Here is an 18,795-nt window from a genome sequence, read left to right as displayed (position 1 = left end):
CTTTTATGCTTTCGGTATCCAAACGAGAAATCATATTGAATTTTTCTGATTTTCAGTATATTCTAAATAGTATAGAAATAGACTGCTGGAAAACTTTCACAGTACAGAGAGGAGTATAAAGATGAACTGTCCTAAATGCGGAAAAGAACTGTTGATAAGAAATGAAAAAGTAGGGGAGACGTCAGAGGGCGAGGCAATTTTCAACGAATTTGCAATCTGCAGAGACTGCAAAAAGAAATGGAACCTGGACAAGCAGAGAGCAAAAAGACAGGCAGCCAAGGCGGAAAAAGAAAAAGCAGCCCAGGAAGAGAAAAAAGCGGAGGCAGAAAAAGACAATATATCAAACGGGCAGGCAGCGGAGAATCGTGAAAAGCAGCCAAGGGATGCACAGAGAAGGGAGCAGGCAAGAAGAAATCAGCCTCAAAAGAGACAGGAACAGCCGTCCGGGGAGGAGTCAGAAAGCCGTTATTCCAACATCCCGCCAAAACAGGTTCGGGAGAAAAGAGAGCAGGAAATGCGCGACAATTATGAACATATGCTTTCGCAGAGGGATGAGGACGATGACGTGGAAGTCTCTACATCAAAACTGCCGTTGTTTATGATAATAATTTCCATTCTGGTCATTTTGATTGCTGTTTTGATCGCAATATTTTTTATCCTGTAAGTATAAAAAGCAGAGTAGTCCTATATAATATGATAAAGGGCCACTCTGCTTTTGTCAGGTAAACGTATTGCCAAATTATGAACAGAAAAGCAAAAGTGTTCACAATCCTTTTATTTTTTTATCACATAATCCTCATATTTTCCGGGTATAGTAATACTCGTAAGGAAAACTTACAACTACTAATTTTATAAATTTTCTTTTTCATAACTTTCCTCAAAAAGAGCCGGTTCGGAAACGGCTCTTTTTTCCATTTCAGAAATATTCCCCCTACCACGTTTAGAATAAAATGGATTGACCGTGAATAAGTTTCATGGTAACATGTGGTTAGTTAATTCTAACTTGTGAGGAAGATATTTTTTTTGATAGATGGTTAGTTTTTTCTAACTAAGATAAGAAAGGAGTATGATCAGGATGAATCCATTTTTTGCCACACCGATAGAAGTTCAGATTGCACACCAGTGTGCGCCTGTACTTGCCAGGCTGAAACCGGCTAATATTTTGATCTTAAAGAGCAGACATACAAAAGAGGTCTTTACGTCTCTGAAAGGAACAGCGGCAGCGTGCCGTGTACTGTATCTTGGAGCGGGAAAAAACCTCTGGCTGATTTATCAGCCGGACTTGATGGTTTCTTTATTTGAAAATGAGGATGTACTCGACTTTATGAAAAGATGCGGATATACAGATTTTCGATTACAGCCATTGCTTGCAAGACTTCAAAAAAGATTTACCTTATACAAGCAAAATAAATTGGAATTTCCTCATGAGATTGGTATCTTTTTGGGATACCCGCTTTGCGATGTCATGGGATTTATTGAAAATGAAGGACAAAATTACCTTTACAGCGGATACTGGAAAGTATACGGGAACGTGGAAGAGGCTGTAGAATTGTTTTCCAGATACGAAAAAGCAAAGGCATTTTTTGTTTCAGAAATCCAAAGGGGAAAGAGACTGTTTGAAATTTCAGATTACACCTTTATCTGAAATTCGGTTTCTCTTAAGAACTACTTAATAAAATTTCGTTTTCTTTTATAGAATCAACATACTTTGGACACATTTGTTGCGTATACTAAGAGTCAGATAGTTGATAAACAAATCACTATCTCCCCCCTCATAAAGTAAGCACCTGGGGGAGAAACCTCCAGGTGTCACTTTACTCTCATTCCTTTAGATAACTATACAAACAACGAGGCCCGCCGGCTTTTTGCCGGTGGGCCTTCGCTGTGTCTGAAATCAATCTTAAACCTTTCTTAATAAATTCTGTGAACGGACCTTAAAAAATATCTGTTATTCTTGTATACTGTAAGGGAGGTGATGAAAATGTATAATATATTAGTATGTGATGATGACAAAGAAATCGTGGAGGCAATTGATATTTATCTGACCCAGGAAGGATATCATGTGCTGAAAGCTTACGACGGAGAAGAGGCAATCAAAAGCCTGAAGGAAAACCAGGTGGATTTGTTGATAATAGATATTATGATGCCAAGGCTGGACGGAATCCGCGCTACATTGAAGATCAGGGAAGAATACAGACTTCCGATCATTATTCTCTCTGCAAAGTCCGAGGATGCGGATAAAATCCTGGGCCTGAATATCGGGGCAGACGACTATCTCACAAAACCATTTAATCCGCTGGAACTTGTGGCCAGGGCAAAGTCTCAGCTTAGAAGATATAATCAGCTTGGAAGTTCTGTGGAGAAAGAGTCGGAGAAAGTCTACGAAGTGGGAGGCTTGAAGATCAATGACGATTTAAAAGAGGTGACAGTGGATGGAGAGCCGGTGAAACTGACGCCGATTGAATACAACATTTTGCTGTTGTTGGTGAAAAATCAAGGAAAAGTTTTCTCTATTGACCAGATTTATGAGAGTATTTGGAACGAAGATGCAATTGGAGCTGACAATACAGTGGCAGTACATATTCGGCATATTCGTGAAAAAATAGAGATCAATCCGAAGGAGCCAAGATATTTAAAAGTTGTCTGGGGAGTCGGATACAAGATAGAAAAACTTTAGAAAGGAAGTTTTGAATGAAGAATAAGTGGTATCATTCCATGGTGTGCAAGGGCATACTGGTGGTTTTAGAGCTTATTTTGGCTGTGCTCATTGTCATCAGTGTGATGTGGATAGGTACGTATGCAGGGGTGAAGTATTTAAACCCAGCAAAAGCTGTGCCGAAACAGTATGAGGAGACAGTAAGCTTTGAAAAAGATATGTTTTATGCCACGTTGAGCGCTGTGACATTTCTGGATAAAGAAGAAAAATTTGAGACTGATGGAAAATATGATGAGAATAAGCTGATCGATATTTTAAATTATAATTCCGGTGACAGTTCATCTTTGCAGCCTGGAGCAGTGACATACCGTCTGGCAGATCTGCTGAAGTGGGCTAAGGAATATACCCAAGGAAATCTTGACAGAAATATTGTGGTGTGTCAGAAAACAGATGGGTCTTATTTTTATTATTATTATGACGAATTTGCAAGACAGATTGAAAGCGGCCAGTTGAATTTTTTAAACCTTGATGAAGAATACGGAATCGACAAGCAATCTGTCCTTTACGATTTAAAAGAGGGATACAGAACCGGATCATATGATCTTTCCTATCCGATCACGGATTCCAATGCCAATGTTTTGTATTCGGACTGCTGGGCACTTACAAACGGTATCCGGGAAATAACGTCCTGCAAGCCAAACGGAGCAGATAATCTTCTCAGTATCGTCAATTCCAATGCAGAGCTGAACGGGAAAATGTCGGATGTATACAGCAGGATTTCTGAAACACTTAACGCGCTGCAGGATGATATTTATTCTTATGAGGCGGCCAAGAGCGGGCTGGACGAAGGGAACACCAATTTTTCTTACCTGCTGCTTGACCATGATGCGAAGAAAGCATACAGCAATCTTCCTGAGTTTACGGACTATGATGCGGGAACTGCAAATGTTGAGAAACTGAAACAGCAAAACGAAGAATATGTTGTGGCGGAACCAAAACTGAAAGAATTTTCAACTACCATGGAGAGCACAAATGCTGCAAAATGGAATCATCTTCTTGGAAATCACTATGACAATTATACTTTTGTTGCAGGCATGGACACAAAGTATCCAATACAGGATACATTTCGCGAAAAAGCGGTGTTATATGAGAAAGTCATGCCGAATTTAAGTCACATTGCTCCGGTGATCTGGGGATGTCTGGTCTTGTTCATTATTATTTTTATCTGGCTTACAGCAACAGCGGGCCATGTGAACGGCTATGATGGGATTAAACTTAGTTGGTTTGACAAATGGAAAACGGAGATTGCAGTGGCTATCATTGTTGTGATGTGGTTTTTCGCCATATGGTTTGTGGGAATTGGATTCAACGGCTACTTTGCCATGTACAATCAGACGGAAATCGTGTATGAGAACGGAATATATTACACTGGCATGATCGAACAGGTGCCGGTGAGCAGTATTGTCTATATGGGATTCGGAGCATTTGCCACATGTCTTGTGGGAACGATAGGCTACTTGTCCATTGTGAGAAGACTGAAGTCTAAAACATTTTGGAAGAACAGTCTGCTTTATATTTTAAAAAATGCAATAAAAGAGTTTTGGGATAACAGAAAATGTACATTTCGGACAGTGGTAGGAATGCTTGGGTTCATTTTTCTGCACTATCTGGCAATATCCGGGTCCAACGCTATCGCGTTCCTGTGCCTGATTGCAGATGCGGCTGCTTTTGTATATATGGTGCGCACAGCAATTGCAAGGCAGCGACTGAAGGATGGTATTTTTTCTATTGCGGACGGCAATCTGGAGTACCAGGTTCCAACGCAGGGACTTCACAAAGACCATCTTGCGATGGCAGAGAAACTTAACCATATCGGAGAGGGATTGAATACTGCTGTTGAGGCCAGTATCAAAAATGAAAGATTGAAAACAGATTTGATCACAAATGTGTCTCACGATATCAAGACACCATTGACGTCCATTATCAATTATGTGGATCTTTTAAAGAGGGAGCATTTTGAGAATCCAAAGATACAAAATTATCTGGACATTCTGGAGAAAAAATCACAGCGCCTGAAAACATTGACTGAAGATGTGGTGGAGGCATCCAAGATAAGTTCAGGCAACATCAAGCTGGAATTCATGAATATCAATCTGGTGGAGATGGTTTTGCAGACAAACGGCGAGTTCAGTGAAAAGTTTGAAAACCGAAACTTAAAAGTAATTTTAAATCTTCCTGAGGAGCCGGTGTACATTTATGCGGACGGAAGGAGAATGTGGAGAGTTTTGGAGAATCTGTTCAACAATGCCGCAAAATACGCAATGGAAGGGACCAGAATCTATGCGGATATCAAAGCGGACAATCTGAAGGTGGAATTCTCATTGAAGAATATTTCTGAACAGCCGCTCAACATCTCTGCGGATGAGCTGACAGAAAGATTTATAAGAGGGGATGTATCCAGAAGTACAGAAGGCAGCGGACTTGGACTTTCTATTGCCAAGAGCCTTGTGGAGAGACAAAGAGGAAAACTGGATTTGTATCTGGACGGAGATCTGTTTAAGGCAACAGTTACGTTTGACCGGGTATATTCCAAATAAATTCATAGAAAGGTGTGCCAATATCGAGAGATTGCAGCACACCTTTGTTGTGTTTACTTTTATATGGGTTTTTATTATAATGAAAAAACAGAAAAAGGAGCGAAGAGAGATGAAAATGGAAATACCGGAAAAAGTGGGGAGAATCATAAGCACGCTGAAGAACCATGGATACGAAGCGTATGCAGTGGGAGGCTGTGTACGGGATACCATACTTGGAAGAACGCCCGAAGACTGGGATATCACAACATCCGCAACTCCGGATGAGACAAAAGCATTGTTCGATAAAACAGTGGACACGGGCATTGAGCACGGTACAATCACAGTGCTGATCGACAGGGAAGGATTTGAGGTGACAACATACCGGATTGACGGAGAGTATGAAGACAGCCGCCATCCAAAGGAAGTATTGTTCACGAGAAGTCTTGAGGAGGATTTAAAGAGGAGAGATTTTACGATCAATGCAATGGCTTACAACGAGGAAGAAGGCCTTGTCGATATTTTCGGTGGTGTGGAGGATTTAAAAAATAAGCTTATCCGCTGTGTGGGAGAGCCAAAAGAGAGGTTTTCGGAGGATGCGCTTCGGATTTTGAGAGCAGTCCGTTTTTCGGCCCAGCTTGGATTTGCCATCGAGGAAAATACAAGGGCAGCCATTCAGGTTTTCGCAAAAACATTGCAAAATATCAGTGCGGAGAGGATTCAGACAGAGCTTGTAAAACTGCTAGTATCCTCGCACCCGGAGAAAGTGAAAGAGCTCTATAAGCTTGGAATCACAAAAATAATTTTATGGGAGTTTGACCGCATGATGCAGACCTCTCAGGAGACACCATATCATGACGCCAATGTAGGAGAGCACACACTGAGGGTACTTAGAAATGTACGTGCAGATAAGTATCTTAGACTGACAGCGCTTTTGCATGATGTTGGAAAACCGGATGCAAAGACTGTGGACGAGAAGGGTATTGCCCATTTCAAAGGGCACGGGGAAATGGGGGAGGTCATGGCCAAAAAGATTTTAAAGAGGCTGAAATTTGACAATGACACACTGCGCAAGGTATGTTTGCTCGTCAGATATCACGATTATCTCTACCAGGATGAGATCACCGCCAAGAAAGTGCGTCGGGCTATGAATCTCATAGGAAAAGAGATGTTCCCTTATTATCTGGAAATCCGCAAGGCAGACATCAAAGGGCAGAGCAGTTACCGAAGAAAAGAAAAAGAGGAGAATATCAAAGCTGTGGAAATGTATTACCGCCGTTCTCTGGAAAATCAGGAATGTGTCTCTATCAAAGAGCTGGCCGTGAGGGGGAAGGATCTGATCTCGGTCGGGATCAGCCCAGGGCCTCGCCTTGGAAAGATTTTAGAGCGGCTTTTGGATGAGGTGATAGACGAGCCGGAACGAAACAAAAAGGATATCCTTCTTCAAAAGGCAAGAGAATACATCAAACTGGAAAATCAGTAAAAGAGGATGCCCAAACAAGACATACTTGGGGGCTGTAGGTCATACATTAGAGAGAATATGTTATGAACTACAGGGGGCAAGTATGAGAGAGTTGGAACAGGATGTTTTAGAGCGTTATCCTATAGATGTAGGCAGCACCCGGAAAGTGAGGGGTGCTGTTTTGTGTGAAGCCAGGGAAGGGATTTTCCTGGTCAGAGAATGGATGCTGTCCGAGAGAAGACTGCAGTCGATGAACGCGCTGCAGGAGCAGATAAGCGGGGAGATCGAGACGGATGCGATATTGAAAAATAGAGAAGGCGGACTTTTGACGGAAATGGATGACGGCACGCGTTATATTGTGAAACACTGGTTTGCTGCCAGGGAATGTGACATCCGAAGAGAATATGAACTTTTGGAGGCGTGCAGATTTTTGGCAAAGCTGCACCAGGTTATGCGCCTTTCACAGGAGTCCCCGTTTTTGGAAGAAAATCTTCTCGATGAATATAAACGGCACAACAGGGAGCTAAAGAAAGTGCGTTCCTTTATCAGAGGCCGGGTGCAGAAGGGCACATTTGAAACAGCGTTCCTTGGATGTTTTGAGGAGATGTATGCGTTGGCGGAAAAAACACTGGAAAGGCTTGCGCAGTCTGAATATGAGGAACTTAGAACGGAGAGTATCCAAAATAGGTGGGCTGCACATGGGGATTATAATTACCACAATCTTCTAATAGCCGAGGGTCAAATTAAAGTGACAAATTTTGAGAGATTTCACATCGGAGTGCAGGCTGCGGATTTCTATTATTTTCTGAGAAAGACCATGGAAAAGACAAGGTGGGATAAGCGTCTTGGAGACAGGATGATACAGGCGTACCAGTCCGTGCGGCCTCTCACAAAAAAGGAGATGGAGTATCTTGCCATACGTCTGTCTTATCCTGAAAAATTCTGGAAGATCGCGGACACATATTACAGCTCCAACAAGGCATGGATCCCGGTAAAAAGTCTGGAAAAACTGGAGACGGAAATCTGCCAGACAAAAGAGAAATCCTCATTTTTAAGGCAGATATTTTCTTTTCATTTGTGATAGGGTGATGTATAATGTAACAAAAGAAATGAGGAGGTAAAAAACAATGGGTTTTTTAGAAAATTATCAGGAATGGCTGGATAATCCTTACTTTGATAAAGATACCAAAGCAGAATTGCAGGCAATTGAATCGGACAAAAAAGAAATCGAAGAAAGATTTTATAAAGATTTGGAGTTTGGCACTGCAGGTCTTCGCGGAATTATTGGAGCAGGCACAAACCGGATGAATATTTATACTGTGAGGAAAGCTACACAGGGACTTGCAAATTATATCGTAAAAAGCGGAAACGATAAGAAACGTGTGGCAATTGCATATGATTCCCGCAGGATGTCTCCGGAGTTTGCAAATGAAGCGGCTTTGTGTCTTGCAGCAAACGGAATCAAAGCGTTTATTTTTGAGACACTGCGCCCAACACCGGAGCTTTCTTTTGCAGTGCGCAATCTTTCCTGCATTGCCGGAATCAATATTACGGCAAGCCACAATCCTCCTGAGTACAACGGATATAAAGTTTACTGGGAGGACGGTGCGCAGATCACCCCTCCTCATGACAAAGGGATCATGGATGAGGTAAAGGCGATCACTGATTACAGCGTGTGCAAAACCATGTCTGAGGAAGAGGCAAAAGCACAGGGACTGTATGAAGTCATCGGGAAGGAAGTGGATGATGCCTATATCGCGGAGCTGAAAAAACAGGTGATCCATCAGGATGCTATTGACGCTGTGGGAAAAGAGCTCAAGATTGTGTACTCTCCTTTGCACGGAACAGGAAATATTCCTGCAAGACGTGTGCTAAAAGAGATTGGATTTGAGAATGTGTATGTTGTAAAAGAGCAGGAGATGCCGGATGGGGAGTTCCCGACAGTAAGTTATCCGAATCCGGAGTCCGAGGAAGCGTTTGAGCTTGGCTTAAAGCTTGCAAAAGAAGTGGACGCGGATTTGATCCTTGCCACAGACCCGGATGCAGACCGTCTGGGTGTATATGTGAAAGATGCAAAATCAGGGGAGTACAAAGTGCTTACTGGAAATATGTCAGGCTGCCTGCTTGCTGATTACGAAATCGGCGAAAGACAGAAGATGTCAGGCCTGCCAGAAGATGGCTACCTTATCAAGACGATCGTCACCTCCAATATGGCGGACGCGATCGCAAAACACTATGGCGTGGGTCTCATTGAAGTGCTCACAGGCTTTAAGTATATCGGACAGCAGATTCTTAAATTTGAGACAACAAAGAAAGGCAATTATTTGTTTGGATTTGAGGAAAGCTATGGCTGTCTTATCGGCACCCATGCCAGAGATAAAGATGCGATTGTTGCCACAATGGCTCTGTGTGAGGCAGCTGCTTACTATAAGACACAGGGAAAAACGCTTTGGGATGCCATGATCGACATGTATGAGAAATACGGTTATTACAAAGACGATATTCAGTCCATCACGCTCAAAGGGATTGAGGGACTTGCAAAGATTCAGGAAATCCTGGCTACACTGCGCAAAAATCCTCCGGTATCCTTTGCAGGATACGAAGTGCTTAAGGTAAGAGACTACCAGGAGGACACTGTCAAGGATTTGAAGACAGGAGAACAGGGAAATACTGGACTTCCAACATCCAATGTCCTCTATTACGAGATGTCAGATGATGCATGGCTGTGCGTAAGACCATCCGGAACTGAGCCAAAAGTCAAGTTTTATTATGGTGTAAAAGGCACTTCGCTGGAAGATGCAGACGAGAAATCCGCAGCTCTTGGAAAAGAAGTCCTCGCTATGATTGAAAAAATGTTATAAAACGCCCAAAAACAAGGGATTTTCAGCATGTTTTCGGGGGAATTTCCTTGACAAAGCATAGGGAAACGGTTATAACTTATTGTAGACGGCGAAACCCCTGAAACAAAAGGCAGAAATGCCTGTACTGTGCGGGGAAATAGGTAGACAAAATGTCTGCGGCATTCAAGAGGAGGATTTGATTCATGAATAAAACAGAATTAATTGCAGCAGTTGCAGAGCAGGCCGAAATATCTAAAAAGGATTCTGAAAAGGCTTTAAAAGCATTTGTTGATGTTGTGACAGCTGAATTGAAAAAAGGTGAAAAAGTACAGTTAGTTGGATTTGGAACATTTGAAGTGAGCGAAAGAGCAGCAAGAGAGGGAAGAAATCCACAGACAGGAAAAGCGATGAAGATTGAAGCTTGCAAAGCTCCGAAATTCAAAGCTGGAAAAGCATTAAAGGATGCTGTAAACTAAGAAAATCATATCCGTGGAGATGCAGTATAAGCGTCTCCACTTTTTATATTCGTGGAAACAGAAAGGAAAGAACATGAGGTTAGACAAATTTTTGAAGGTTTCAAGGCTGATCAAGAGAAGGACTGTGGCAAATGAAGCCTGTGATGCCGGCCGTGTTCTTGTGAACGGAAAGCAGGCAAAGGCATCTGTAAAGGTAAAACCGGGAGATGTGATCGAGATCCAGTTTGGAACAAAGACAGTAAAGGCTGAGGTATTGGATATTCAGGATACGACAAAAAAAGACCAGGCAAAAGAGCTGTTCCGCTACCTGTAGGAGAAGAGTCATAAAATAATACAACCTTTCATACAATTGGAAAAGAAGATGCCAAAATGGAAAGGTGTGTAGAAAAGATGGAAGAAAGAGTAGTTCCTAAAAATCATAAACTTGTGGTGAACAATAGAAAGACAAGTCTTGTGACAGGGGTGCTGGACGTGCTTTCTTTTGACCTGAATGAAGTCCTGCTTGAGACAGAGCAGGGGATGCTCATGGTAAAGGGAAACGGGCTGCACGTAAACAGATTGAGCCTGGAAAAGGGAGAGGTAGATTTATCGGGTACGATTGACAGTGTGGCTTATTCGGAAATCCACTCAGCAAAAAAGCAAGGTGAGAATCTTCTCACAAAACTGTTTCGGTGATGCCAATGCTGGGGATCAGTGTGGAGGCGTGGATTTTTCTCCAGGCATGCAAAGCGGGGGCTATCGTGTATGTGATATACACAGCGCTCAGAGTTTTTCGAAGAATAAAAAAACATTCCAGGGCAGCAGTTGCTGCGGAGGACGTACTTTTCTGGATCTTTACAGCGGTGTATCTTTTTGTCGAAATGTACCATACAAGCAGTGGTAGTATACGTTGGTTCTTTGTACTAGGAGTTGTAGGCAGTATGATTTTGAGTGCATTTCTGGTTGGGAAAATAGAAAAAACAGGTCAGAAATTGTACCGTGATTTCCGAAAAAAGCATAGGAAAGTGGTTGATAAATCGGATTAAAACAGCTAATATAAAAAGACAGGAGACAAAAACAACCGCATCATGAAAAACGATAAGCAGGTGATGGAGAAAATGAATAAAATCAACAAGAAAAAAAGAGTGCATGAGAGACGGAGAGACATCAGACGGCATAAGGCGAGCATCCTGCTTGTCGGAGGAGCGATGTTCCTACTCGTTGTAGTCGTTGGAGTAAACGGCATGAAACTTTCCAGAAAAAATGCCGAGTACAAAGTGCAGGAGACAAAAATCCAAAAGGAGTTAGAACAGGAAAAAGAACGTGCACAGGAGATTGAAGAGATAAAAGAGCACGTTGGAACGGATGAATATGTCAAAGAGATTGCAAAAGAAAAATTAGGACTGGCAGGAAAAGATGAGATTATTTTTGAGCCAGAGAAATAGAGTTTACGAAAGATAGCTTTAGGTATGACCTAAAGCTATTTTTTCGATTACATTGTAAAACAACGAACATTTATTATAGAAAAGGAATGGGTATAATGGCAGAAGTGAAAGAAGGGTATACCGTAATATACAATCCGTATGTCGTGAGGATGGACAAATTCGCAAAATCATTGGAGCATCTTACGGATAGGTTTTTAAGTCTGGAGGCGACAGACAAAAGTTTTGGACAGGGTGAGATGGAAGAGATATACTCGGCGGTGAAGGAAAATGTGTGCAGCCAATGTGAGTACAAGGAAACGTGCAGTGAAAACAAAGATGTGTACATGCATCAGATGGTGTATGAGATCATGTCTGCTGTGGAGGAGTACGGCGTTGAGCTGAATATGGAGACTAAGCGCAGACTGCAAAAGCACTGTGTTCAGGCGCCGAGATTTTTGCGAGAAACATTAGAGCGTTTTCAGGATGCAAAGCAGGTGCTTGTTTGGAATCACCGGATTGCGGAGGAACGGGAAGGGTGTGCAAGACAGCTTGATACATTCGCCAAGATGGTAATGGATGCTGCCAGAGAACTGGAGGCAAGCATTTTTGAGGATGAGCATCTGGAAAAGAAGATCAAGAACCAGTTTCGCAAAATCGGACTTCGTATTTTGAGTACGGTGTTTTTTGTGACAGAAGACGGAAGATATGAAATTCATCTGACCTTAAAGTCCGCCAAAAATCTTTGTATCACGACAAAAGAAATGCTGCGTGTTCTCTCAAAATGCGTTGGCAGGAATATGGTGGCCGGTAATGCACAGCGTCCTGTCGTAGGATATGATTATGCCACTGTCATCTGCGTGGAAGGACCATGCTATTACACACTGCAGGGCGTGGCCAAAATTGGAAAGGGATGTGAAAAGGTATCCGGAGACAGTTTTTTGATGATGAAACTGCCCGGAGGAAAAGAAGGAGCAGTACTCTCAGACGGTATGGGCAGCGGGGAAAAAGCCAGCAAGGAGAGTGCCATGGTGGTGGAGATGCTGGAAGAACTTCTGGATGCCGGATTTCCCAAGGAGACAGCTGTGGAGATGATGAATACAGCGCTTGTGATGGGAAGGGAGGATATTTGTTTTTCCACTCTGGATATGTCGGTGTTTGACCTGTATAACGGAACCTATGAATCCATGAAAGTAGGAGCATCCACTACATATATAAAACGCGGGGAAAAGGTGGAAAAGATCGTGTCGGAAAGTCTTCCGCTTGGAGTGGTCAGAAAACTGGAGCCTGCATGCACTGTAAGACAGCTGGAGCACGGAGATTTTGTGATCATGATAACGGATGGGGTACTGGATGCGTTCCCATATCAGGAACAGGATGTGCTGATGGATATGATCGTCAAAGGATGCGCATTTTTAAATCCCAAAGAAATTGCAAAATATATTCTTGAGCAGGTGCTGGAGTTCACAGGCGAGGCTCCGCTGGATGATATGACGGTTCTTGTTGTAGGAATATGGAAAATCTGATATATTTGAGTTTAATCATAAACATAAAACAAAGGATAATGTTCGTTATGAAAGAAAAAGTGAGGGCATATGTGCAAGAGTATCATATGCTGGAAAAAGGGGACAAAGTAGTTGTAGGCGTATCGGGAGGTGCAGATTCCATATGCCTTCTTTTCATGCTCATGGAATTAAAGGAAGAGTATGCTCTTGAGATCACAGTAGTGCATGTGAATCATTGTCTGCGGGGGACGGAGGCGCTTGAGGATGAAAGATATGTGGAGGAAGTGTGCAGAAAAAATGGAATTTGCTGCATGATTTATCGCAAGGATATCGAATGCATTGCAAAAAAAAGGAAACAATCTACAGAGGAGGCAGGGCGGGAAGTGCGCAGAGAATGTTTCATGGATGCAGCCGGGAAAGTAGGAGGAGCAAAGATCGCACTTGCCCACCACATGGAAGACAATGCAGAAACGATGATTTTGCATCTGGCGAGAGGGACAGGCCTTAGAGGGCTTGGAGGAATGTACCCTGTAAGGGAAATTTGGATCAGGCCGCTTCTTTGCGTGTCGAGAAAGGAAATAGAAAGGTATCTTAAAGAGCAGGGTATTTTGTACTGTACAGATGTTACCAATTTTGAAGACATTTATACGAGAAATCGTGTGAGGCACAACGTCCTTCCGTTTCTTGCCTCTGAGGTAAATACTCAGGCGGTTCTTCATATGAACCAGACAATGGAGCAGATAAGGCTCGTATCCGACTACATGGAGGACCAAACAGTCTCGGTGTACAAAGAACATGTGGATGAGGATCAAGGAAGGATTTTGCTTTTGTCCTCTCTGTGGGGAAATGTGCCCAAAATACTGCGGACCATGGTCATTCACAGAGCACTTGCAAGGTGTGCAAAAAAAGAAAAGGATATTGGCCAGGTACATGTTTCTGGTGTGGAGAATCTTTTTTTCCTGCAGACAGGGCGTAAGATTTCGCTGCCTTACGGGATGCAGGCAAGAAGAATATATGAGGGTGTGGTTGTTGAGAGATATACGCAAGATCTGGAAGAAATGGCGGAAAAAGGCCCATACAGGGCAGCTTTTCGAATTTTTGAAAGAAAAGAGGACATGGAGCCGCCGCAAAAAAAGTACACGAAATGGTTTGACTATGATATAATAAAAGGTAATGTGGAGATACGCACCCGCAGGCCCGGAGACTATCTTATCATTGATAAAAAAGGCAGAAGACAGAAACTGAAATCTTACTTTATCAATGAGAAGATTCCAAGTCAGGAGAGAGGGAAGATCCTTCTGGCAGCAAACGGAAACTGCATTCTCTGGGTTGTGGGATATCGTACGAGCAGCACATACCAAATTGGCAGACATACGAAGACAGTTTTGGAAATACAAATAGATGGAGGAGAAGAAGATGGCAGAGACAGTCAAAGTATTGATACCGGAAGAAGAGGTAAATGAGAGAATTGAGACACTTGGCAAAAAGATCAGTGAGGATTATGCGGGAAAACAGGTGCATCTGATCTGTGTTTTAAAGGGCGGCGTATTTTTTATGTGTGAATTGGCAAAGAGGATCTCAGTGCCGGTATCCATGGATTTTATGAGCGTGAGCAGCTACGGAGACGGCACTTCGTCAAGCGGTGTGGTAAAGATTGCAAAGGATCTGGATGAAACGCTTGAGGGAAAAGACGTACTTGTCGTGGAGGATATCATTGATTCGGGGCGCACATTGTTCTATCTCTTGGAAATCCTGAAAAAGAGAGGGCCGAAAAGCATGAGGCTTTGTACTCTGCTGGATAAGCCGGAGCGCCGTGTAAGGGACGTGAAAGTAGACTATGTTGGGTTTAATATTCCGGATGAATTTGTCGTGGGATATGGCCTGGATTATGCGCAGAAATACAGAAACCTTCCGTATATCGGTGTGGTAGAAGGCGCGGAATAAAGGAGGAAATGGAAAATTGAATAAAAAAAGAAACAGCAGGGTAGGCGGCGTGACCTTTTTCCTCTTGCTGCTGATGATCGTAGGAGTATTTTGGATGACAAACCAGGCTCAAAACAGGGAGCGGCAAATCTCCTACAAGGAATTCAAACAGCAGGTGGAGGACGGCAATGTCTCTGCCGCAATAGTAAGGCAAAATAAAGCAATTCCTACGGGAACTGTAGAGATACAGCTCAAAGATACAAGTGAGATAAAAATTGTGACTGTATCAGATGTAAAACAGGTGGAAGAAGTTCTCAACGAAAAGGATATTGTATACGAAGTAATGCCGGTTCCGCAGGACAGTTGGCTGACAACCACGTTGCTGCCAATGCTTTTGACTGTGGCACTTGTATTCATCCTGTTTATGTTCATGAACAGGCAGGGGGCCGGAACAAATGCAAAGGCTATGAGCTTTGGGAAAAGCCGTGCAAAGATGAGCACGGATATGGACAAAAAGGTGACATTTTCACAGGTTGCAGGGTTGATTGAGGAAAAGGAGGAGCTTGAGGAAGTCGTCGATTTTTTAAAATCCCCGAAAAAATACATTCAGGTGGGTGCAAGAATTCCAAAAGGTGTGCTGCTTGTAGGGCCTCCGGGAACAGGAAAGACACTTTTGGCAAAAGCTGTTGCAGGGGAGGCGGGCGTTCCGTTTTTCTCCATTTCAGGTTCGGATTTCGTGGAAATGTTTGTCGGCGTTGGTGCGTCCAGGGTGCGTGATCTGTTTGAAGATGCAAAAAAACATGCTCCGTGTATCATCTTTATCGATGAGATCGATGCAGTGGCCAGAAGGCGCGGCACTGGAATGGGCGGCGGCCATGACGAGAGGGAGCAGACTTTGAACCAGCTCCTCGTGGAAATGGACGGCTTTGGCGTAAACGAAGGAATCATTGTGATGGCGGCCACAAACCGTGTGGATATTCTTGACCCGGCGATTTTAAGGCCTGGAAGATTTGACAGGAAAGTGGCTGTGGGAAGGCCTGATGTCAGAGGAAGACAAGAAATTTTAAATGTTCACGCAAAAGGGAAACCTTTGGGGGATGATGTGGATTTAAAACAGGTTGCGCAGACAACAGCGGGATTTACAGGAGCAGACCTTGAGAATCTTCTCAACGAGGCTGCCATTCTGGCGGCAAAATCCGGAAATGTCTATATCAGACAGGAGGATATCAGGCATGCTTTTGTAAAAGTCGGGATCGGCGCAGAGAAGAAGAGCCGTGTAATTTCGGACAAAGAGAAAAAGATCACCGCGTTCCACGAAGCAGGGCATGCAATTTTATTCCATGTACTGCCGGACGTAGGTCCGGTGTACAGTGTCTCCATCATTCCGACAGGAGTTGGGGCTGCGGGCTATACCATGCCGTTGCCTGAAAGAGATGACATTTTCAATACAAGAGGAAAGATGCTTCAGGATATCACAGTAGCCCTTGGGGGACGCGTAGCTGAGGAAGAAGTATTTGACGATATTACAACAGGAGCATCCCAGGATATTAAAGACGCAACTGCAAAGGCAAGGGCAATGGTGACAAAATTTGGTATGTCTGAAAAACTTGGACTTATCAACTATGACAACGACAGCGATGAAGTATTTATCGGAAGAGATTTGGCCCACACATCCAGAGCATATGGCGAAAATGTGGCAGGTCAGATCGACGAAGAAGTGAAACGCATTATTGATGGATGCTACGCAAAAGCAAAAGCGATCATCAAAGAGAATGAAGGTGTGCTCTACAAGTGTGCGGACCTTTTATTGAAAAAAGAAAAGATCACAAGGGAAGAATTTGAGGCCTTGTTTGAGCAAACAGAACAAGTGGAAGCATAAGAAGGATGATAATATGAACTTACAGGCATTATTCAGTGACGGAACAGAAAACTATATTTTTCCCAATGAGCCGGAAGTCGGGGATGTGGTTACACTCCGCTTTCGGACGGCTAAAGATGATGCAGATGAAGTGCGGTTGCTGACGGGTTTTGGAAATATCCAGATGAAAAAGGAAAAGAACACAAAAGGGGATACGTTTGACTTTTACAGAACTTCGGTCAGGATCGGAGTGGGCGGATTGAGCTATTACTTTCAGGTGAAAAAAGGAGATGATGTCTGCTATTTTCACCGTGGCGGAGTGACACAGGAGAGAGTCGGGACTTATGAGTTCAATGTAGTGCCGGGATTCCGCACGCCGGACTGGGCAAAAGGGGCGGTCATGTATCAGATTTATGTGGACCGTTTCTTCAACGGCGACAAAACCAATGATGTGGAGACAAATGAATACATTTATATCAATCAAAAATGTGTCAGAGTGACGGATTGGAATAAATATCCAGAGGTTATGGATGTCAGAGAATTTTATGGTGGGGATCTGGAGGGCGTGATCCAAAAACTGGATTACCTGGAGGATCTGGGAATAGAAGTCATCTATTTTAATCCTCTGTTTGTCTCCCCATCCAACCACAAATACGACACGCAGGATTATGATTATATTGATCCGCATATTGGAAAGATCGTGGTAGATCATGATGGAGTGCTTCCTGAAAATGCGATGAGCAACAGAAATGCGGAAAAGTATCGGGTCCGCACCACAGACAAGAGAAACCTGGAGGCAAGCAACCGGCTCTTTATCCGCTTGGTGGAGGAAGCGCATAAAAGAAATATAAGGGTGATCATTGACGGGGTCTTCAATCACTGTGGTTCCTTTAACAAGTGGATGGATGCTGAGCGCATCTATGAACAAGCGGACGGATATGCGCCGGGAGCTTACCTGGACAGAAAAAGCCCTTATCGCGATTACTTTCATTTTTACAATCAGGAGGGCGAGTGCTGGCCGCAAAATGACAATTACGAAGGATGGTGGGGACATCATACACTGCCAAAACTCAACTATGAAGGATCCAGGGAGCTTGAAGAGTATATTTTAAATATCGGGCGTAAATGGGTCAGCCCTCCGTACAATGCGGATGGATGGCGTCTAGACGTGGCCGCTGATTTAGGCCAGGGCAATGAATACAATCACAAATTCTGGAAGAAGTTCAGAAAAGCAGTAAAAGAGGCAAACCCTGAGGCTCTTATTTTGGCGGAGCATTACGGAGACCCAAGCGACTGGCTGCAGGGTGATGAGTGGGATACAGTCATGAACTACGATGCCTTTATGGAGCCTGTCACATGGTTTCTGACAGGAATGGAGAAACACAGTGATGAGTACAGAGGAGATTTGTACGGAAATGCGGACTATTTCATAGGAGCTATGAGACATCATATGGCAAACATGATGTGTCCGTCTCTTCAGACAGCTATGAATGAGCTGTCTAATCACGACCATTCCCGTTTTCTGACAAGGACCAACAGAGAGCCTGGCAGAATTACATACAAAAACTCAGAGGATGCAGAAAAAGGCGTGATGGAATGTGTGATGAGGGAAGCTGTGGTCATACAGATGACATGGCCGGGCGCACCTACTGTATATTACGGGGATGAGGCCGGGCTTTGCGGATACACAGACCCGGATGACAGAAGAACTTATCCCTGGGGACGCGAGAATCAGGAACTGCTTAAGTTCCACAAAGATATCATCCGTATTCACAAAGAACATCCGGTTTTAAAAACAGGTTCTGTAAAAATGCTGACGTGGGGAGAGCATCTGCTTTCCTACGGACGATTTATGGAAGATGAAAAAATAATTGTTGTCATAAATAATTCAAAAGAGCGCCGGGAAGTGGTCGTTCCGGTTTGGATGGCAGAGACGGCGATGTCGGGAAGAATGAAAAGACTTTTGTATTCCTATGAAAAAGGTTATACTACAGAATATGAGGAATATATTATTGAGAATGGAGAAATAGTAGTAATAATGGGTCCCCATTCAGCGTTGATTTTGGAGGAAAAAGAGCAGGCCGGGAATTTTTAGTTGTCTT

General features: G+C 43.4%; 17 protein-coding genes. All 17 read left to right on the top strand.

Annotated elements, in window-relative coordinates; translation table 11 throughout:
- The first annotated feature begins 121 nt into the window (after nt 1-121).
- The 17 genes from B5F18_RS08975 (at nt 122) to B5F18_RS08895 (ending at nt 18,788) form a co-directional block, all read left to right on the top strand.
- The gene (locus B5F18_RS08975) at nt 122-664 is read left to right on the top strand and encodes a hypothetical protein (RefSeq protein WP_087157336.1); all 543 of its coding nucleotides are present in this window, start codon (nt 122-124) and stop codon (nt 662-664) included.
- Between the two features lie 411 nt (nt 665-1,075).
- Nucleotides 1,076-1,645 carry a DUF3793 family protein gene (locus B5F18_RS08970; RefSeq protein ID WP_162607576.1) on the top strand — a complete coding sequence of 190 codons (570 nt, stop codon included), beginning with the start codon at nt 1,076-1,078 and terminating at the stop codon, nt 1,643-1,645.
- A 336-nt stretch (nt 1,646-1,981) separates the two neighbouring features.
- The gene (locus B5F18_RS08965) at nt 1,982-2,677 is read left to right on the top strand and encodes a response regulator transcription factor (protein WP_087157334.1); all 696 of its coding nucleotides are present in this window, start codon (nt 1,982-1,984) and stop codon (nt 2,675-2,677) included.
- 14 nt (nt 2,678-2,691) lie between these two features.
- A complete protein-coding gene (locus B5F18_RS08960; RefSeq protein ID WP_087157333.1) occupies nt 2,692-5,253 on the top strand; it encodes a sensor histidine kinase in 2,562 nt (853 codons plus the stop codon).
- A gap of 109 nt (nt 5,254-5,362) precedes the next feature.
- Nucleotides 5,363-6,712, top strand: a complete 1,350-nt coding sequence (locus B5F18_RS08955; RefSeq protein WP_087157332.1) for a CCA tRNA nucleotidyltransferase — start codon at nt 5,363-5,365, stop codon at nt 6,710-6,712.
- Nucleotides 6,713-6,794: 82 nt separating this feature from the next.
- On the top strand, nt 6,795-7,772 hold the full coding sequence (locus B5F18_RS08950) for a phosphotransferase (RefSeq protein ID WP_087157331.1): 978 nt from the start codon (nt 6,795-6,797) through the stop codon (nt 7,770-7,772).
- Between the two features lie 46 nt (nt 7,773-7,818).
- Complete coding sequence (locus B5F18_RS08945) at nt 7,819-9,552, top strand: phospho-sugar mutase (RefSeq protein ID WP_087157330.1); 1,734 nt, start codon at nt 7,819-7,821, stop codon at nt 9,550-9,552.
- 182 nt (nt 9,553-9,734) lie between these two features.
- The gene (locus tag B5F18_RS08940) at nt 9,735-10,007 is read left to right on the top strand and encodes an HU family DNA-binding protein (protein ID WP_087157329.1); all 273 of its coding nucleotides are present in this window, start codon (nt 9,735-9,737) and stop codon (nt 10,005-10,007) included.
- A 73-nt stretch (nt 10,008-10,080) separates the two neighbouring features.
- On the top strand, nt 10,081-10,320 hold the full coding sequence (locus B5F18_RS08935; protein ID WP_087157328.1) for an RNA-binding S4 domain-containing protein: 240 nt from the start codon (nt 10,081-10,083) through the stop codon (nt 10,318-10,320).
- A 77-nt stretch (nt 10,321-10,397) separates the two neighbouring features.
- Entirely contained in the window at nt 10,398-10,682 is a 285-nt protein-coding gene (gene yabP, locus B5F18_RS08930; RefSeq protein WP_087157361.1) for a sporulation protein YabP, read from the top strand.
- Between the two features lie 5 nt (nt 10,683-10,687).
- Nucleotides 10,688-11,032, top strand: coding sequence for a spore cortex biosynthesis protein YabQ (yabQ, locus tag B5F18_RS08925; RefSeq protein ID WP_087157360.1), 345 nt, complete (start codon nt 10,688-10,690; stop codon nt 11,030-11,032).
- A gap of 72 nt (nt 11,033-11,104) precedes the next feature.
- Complete coding sequence (locus B5F18_RS08920; RefSeq protein WP_162607575.1) at nt 11,105-11,431, top strand: septum formation initiator family protein; 327 nt, start codon at nt 11,105-11,107, stop codon at nt 11,429-11,431.
- Nucleotides 11,432-11,526: 95 nt separating this feature from the next.
- Nucleotides 11,527-12,933: a SpoIIE family protein phosphatase gene (locus B5F18_RS08915; RefSeq protein ID WP_087157326.1), complete on the top strand. Its 1,407-nt coding sequence runs from the start codon at nt 11,527-11,529 to the stop codon at nt 12,931-12,933.
- A 47-nt stretch (nt 12,934-12,980) separates the two neighbouring features.
- Nucleotides 12,981-14,375, top strand: coding sequence for a tRNA lysidine(34) synthetase TilS (tilS, locus tag B5F18_RS08910; RefSeq protein WP_087157325.1), 1,395 nt, complete (start codon nt 12,981-12,983; stop codon nt 14,373-14,375).
- Entirely contained in the window at nt 14,329-14,856 is a 528-nt protein-coding gene (gene hpt / locus B5F18_RS08905; RefSeq protein WP_087157324.1) for a hypoxanthine phosphoribosyltransferase, read from the top strand. Before tilS ends, hpt begins: the two co-directional genes overlap by 47 nt.
- Before the next feature lie 16 nt (nt 14,857-14,872).
- Nucleotides 14,873-16,714, top strand: a complete 1,842-nt coding sequence (gene ftsH / locus B5F18_RS08900; RefSeq protein WP_087157323.1) for an ATP-dependent zinc metalloprotease FtsH — start codon at nt 14,873-14,875, stop codon at nt 16,712-16,714.
- A 13-nt stretch (nt 16,715-16,727) separates the two neighbouring features.
- Nucleotides 16,728-18,788, top strand: a complete 2,061-nt coding sequence (locus B5F18_RS08895) for a glycoside hydrolase family 13 protein (RefSeq protein WP_087157322.1) — start codon at nt 16,728-16,730, stop codon at nt 18,786-18,788.
- Nucleotides 18,789-18,795 lie beyond the last annotated feature (7 nt).

The sequence above is a fragment of the Lachnoclostridium sp. An181 genome, assembly GCF_002160325.1.
Taxonomy (GTDB): Bacteria; Bacillota; Clostridia; order Lachnospirales; family Lachnospiraceae; genus An181.
The sequence above is the reverse complement of the archived record's forward strand: the minus strand, read 5'-3'. Positions and strand labels throughout refer to the sequence as shown.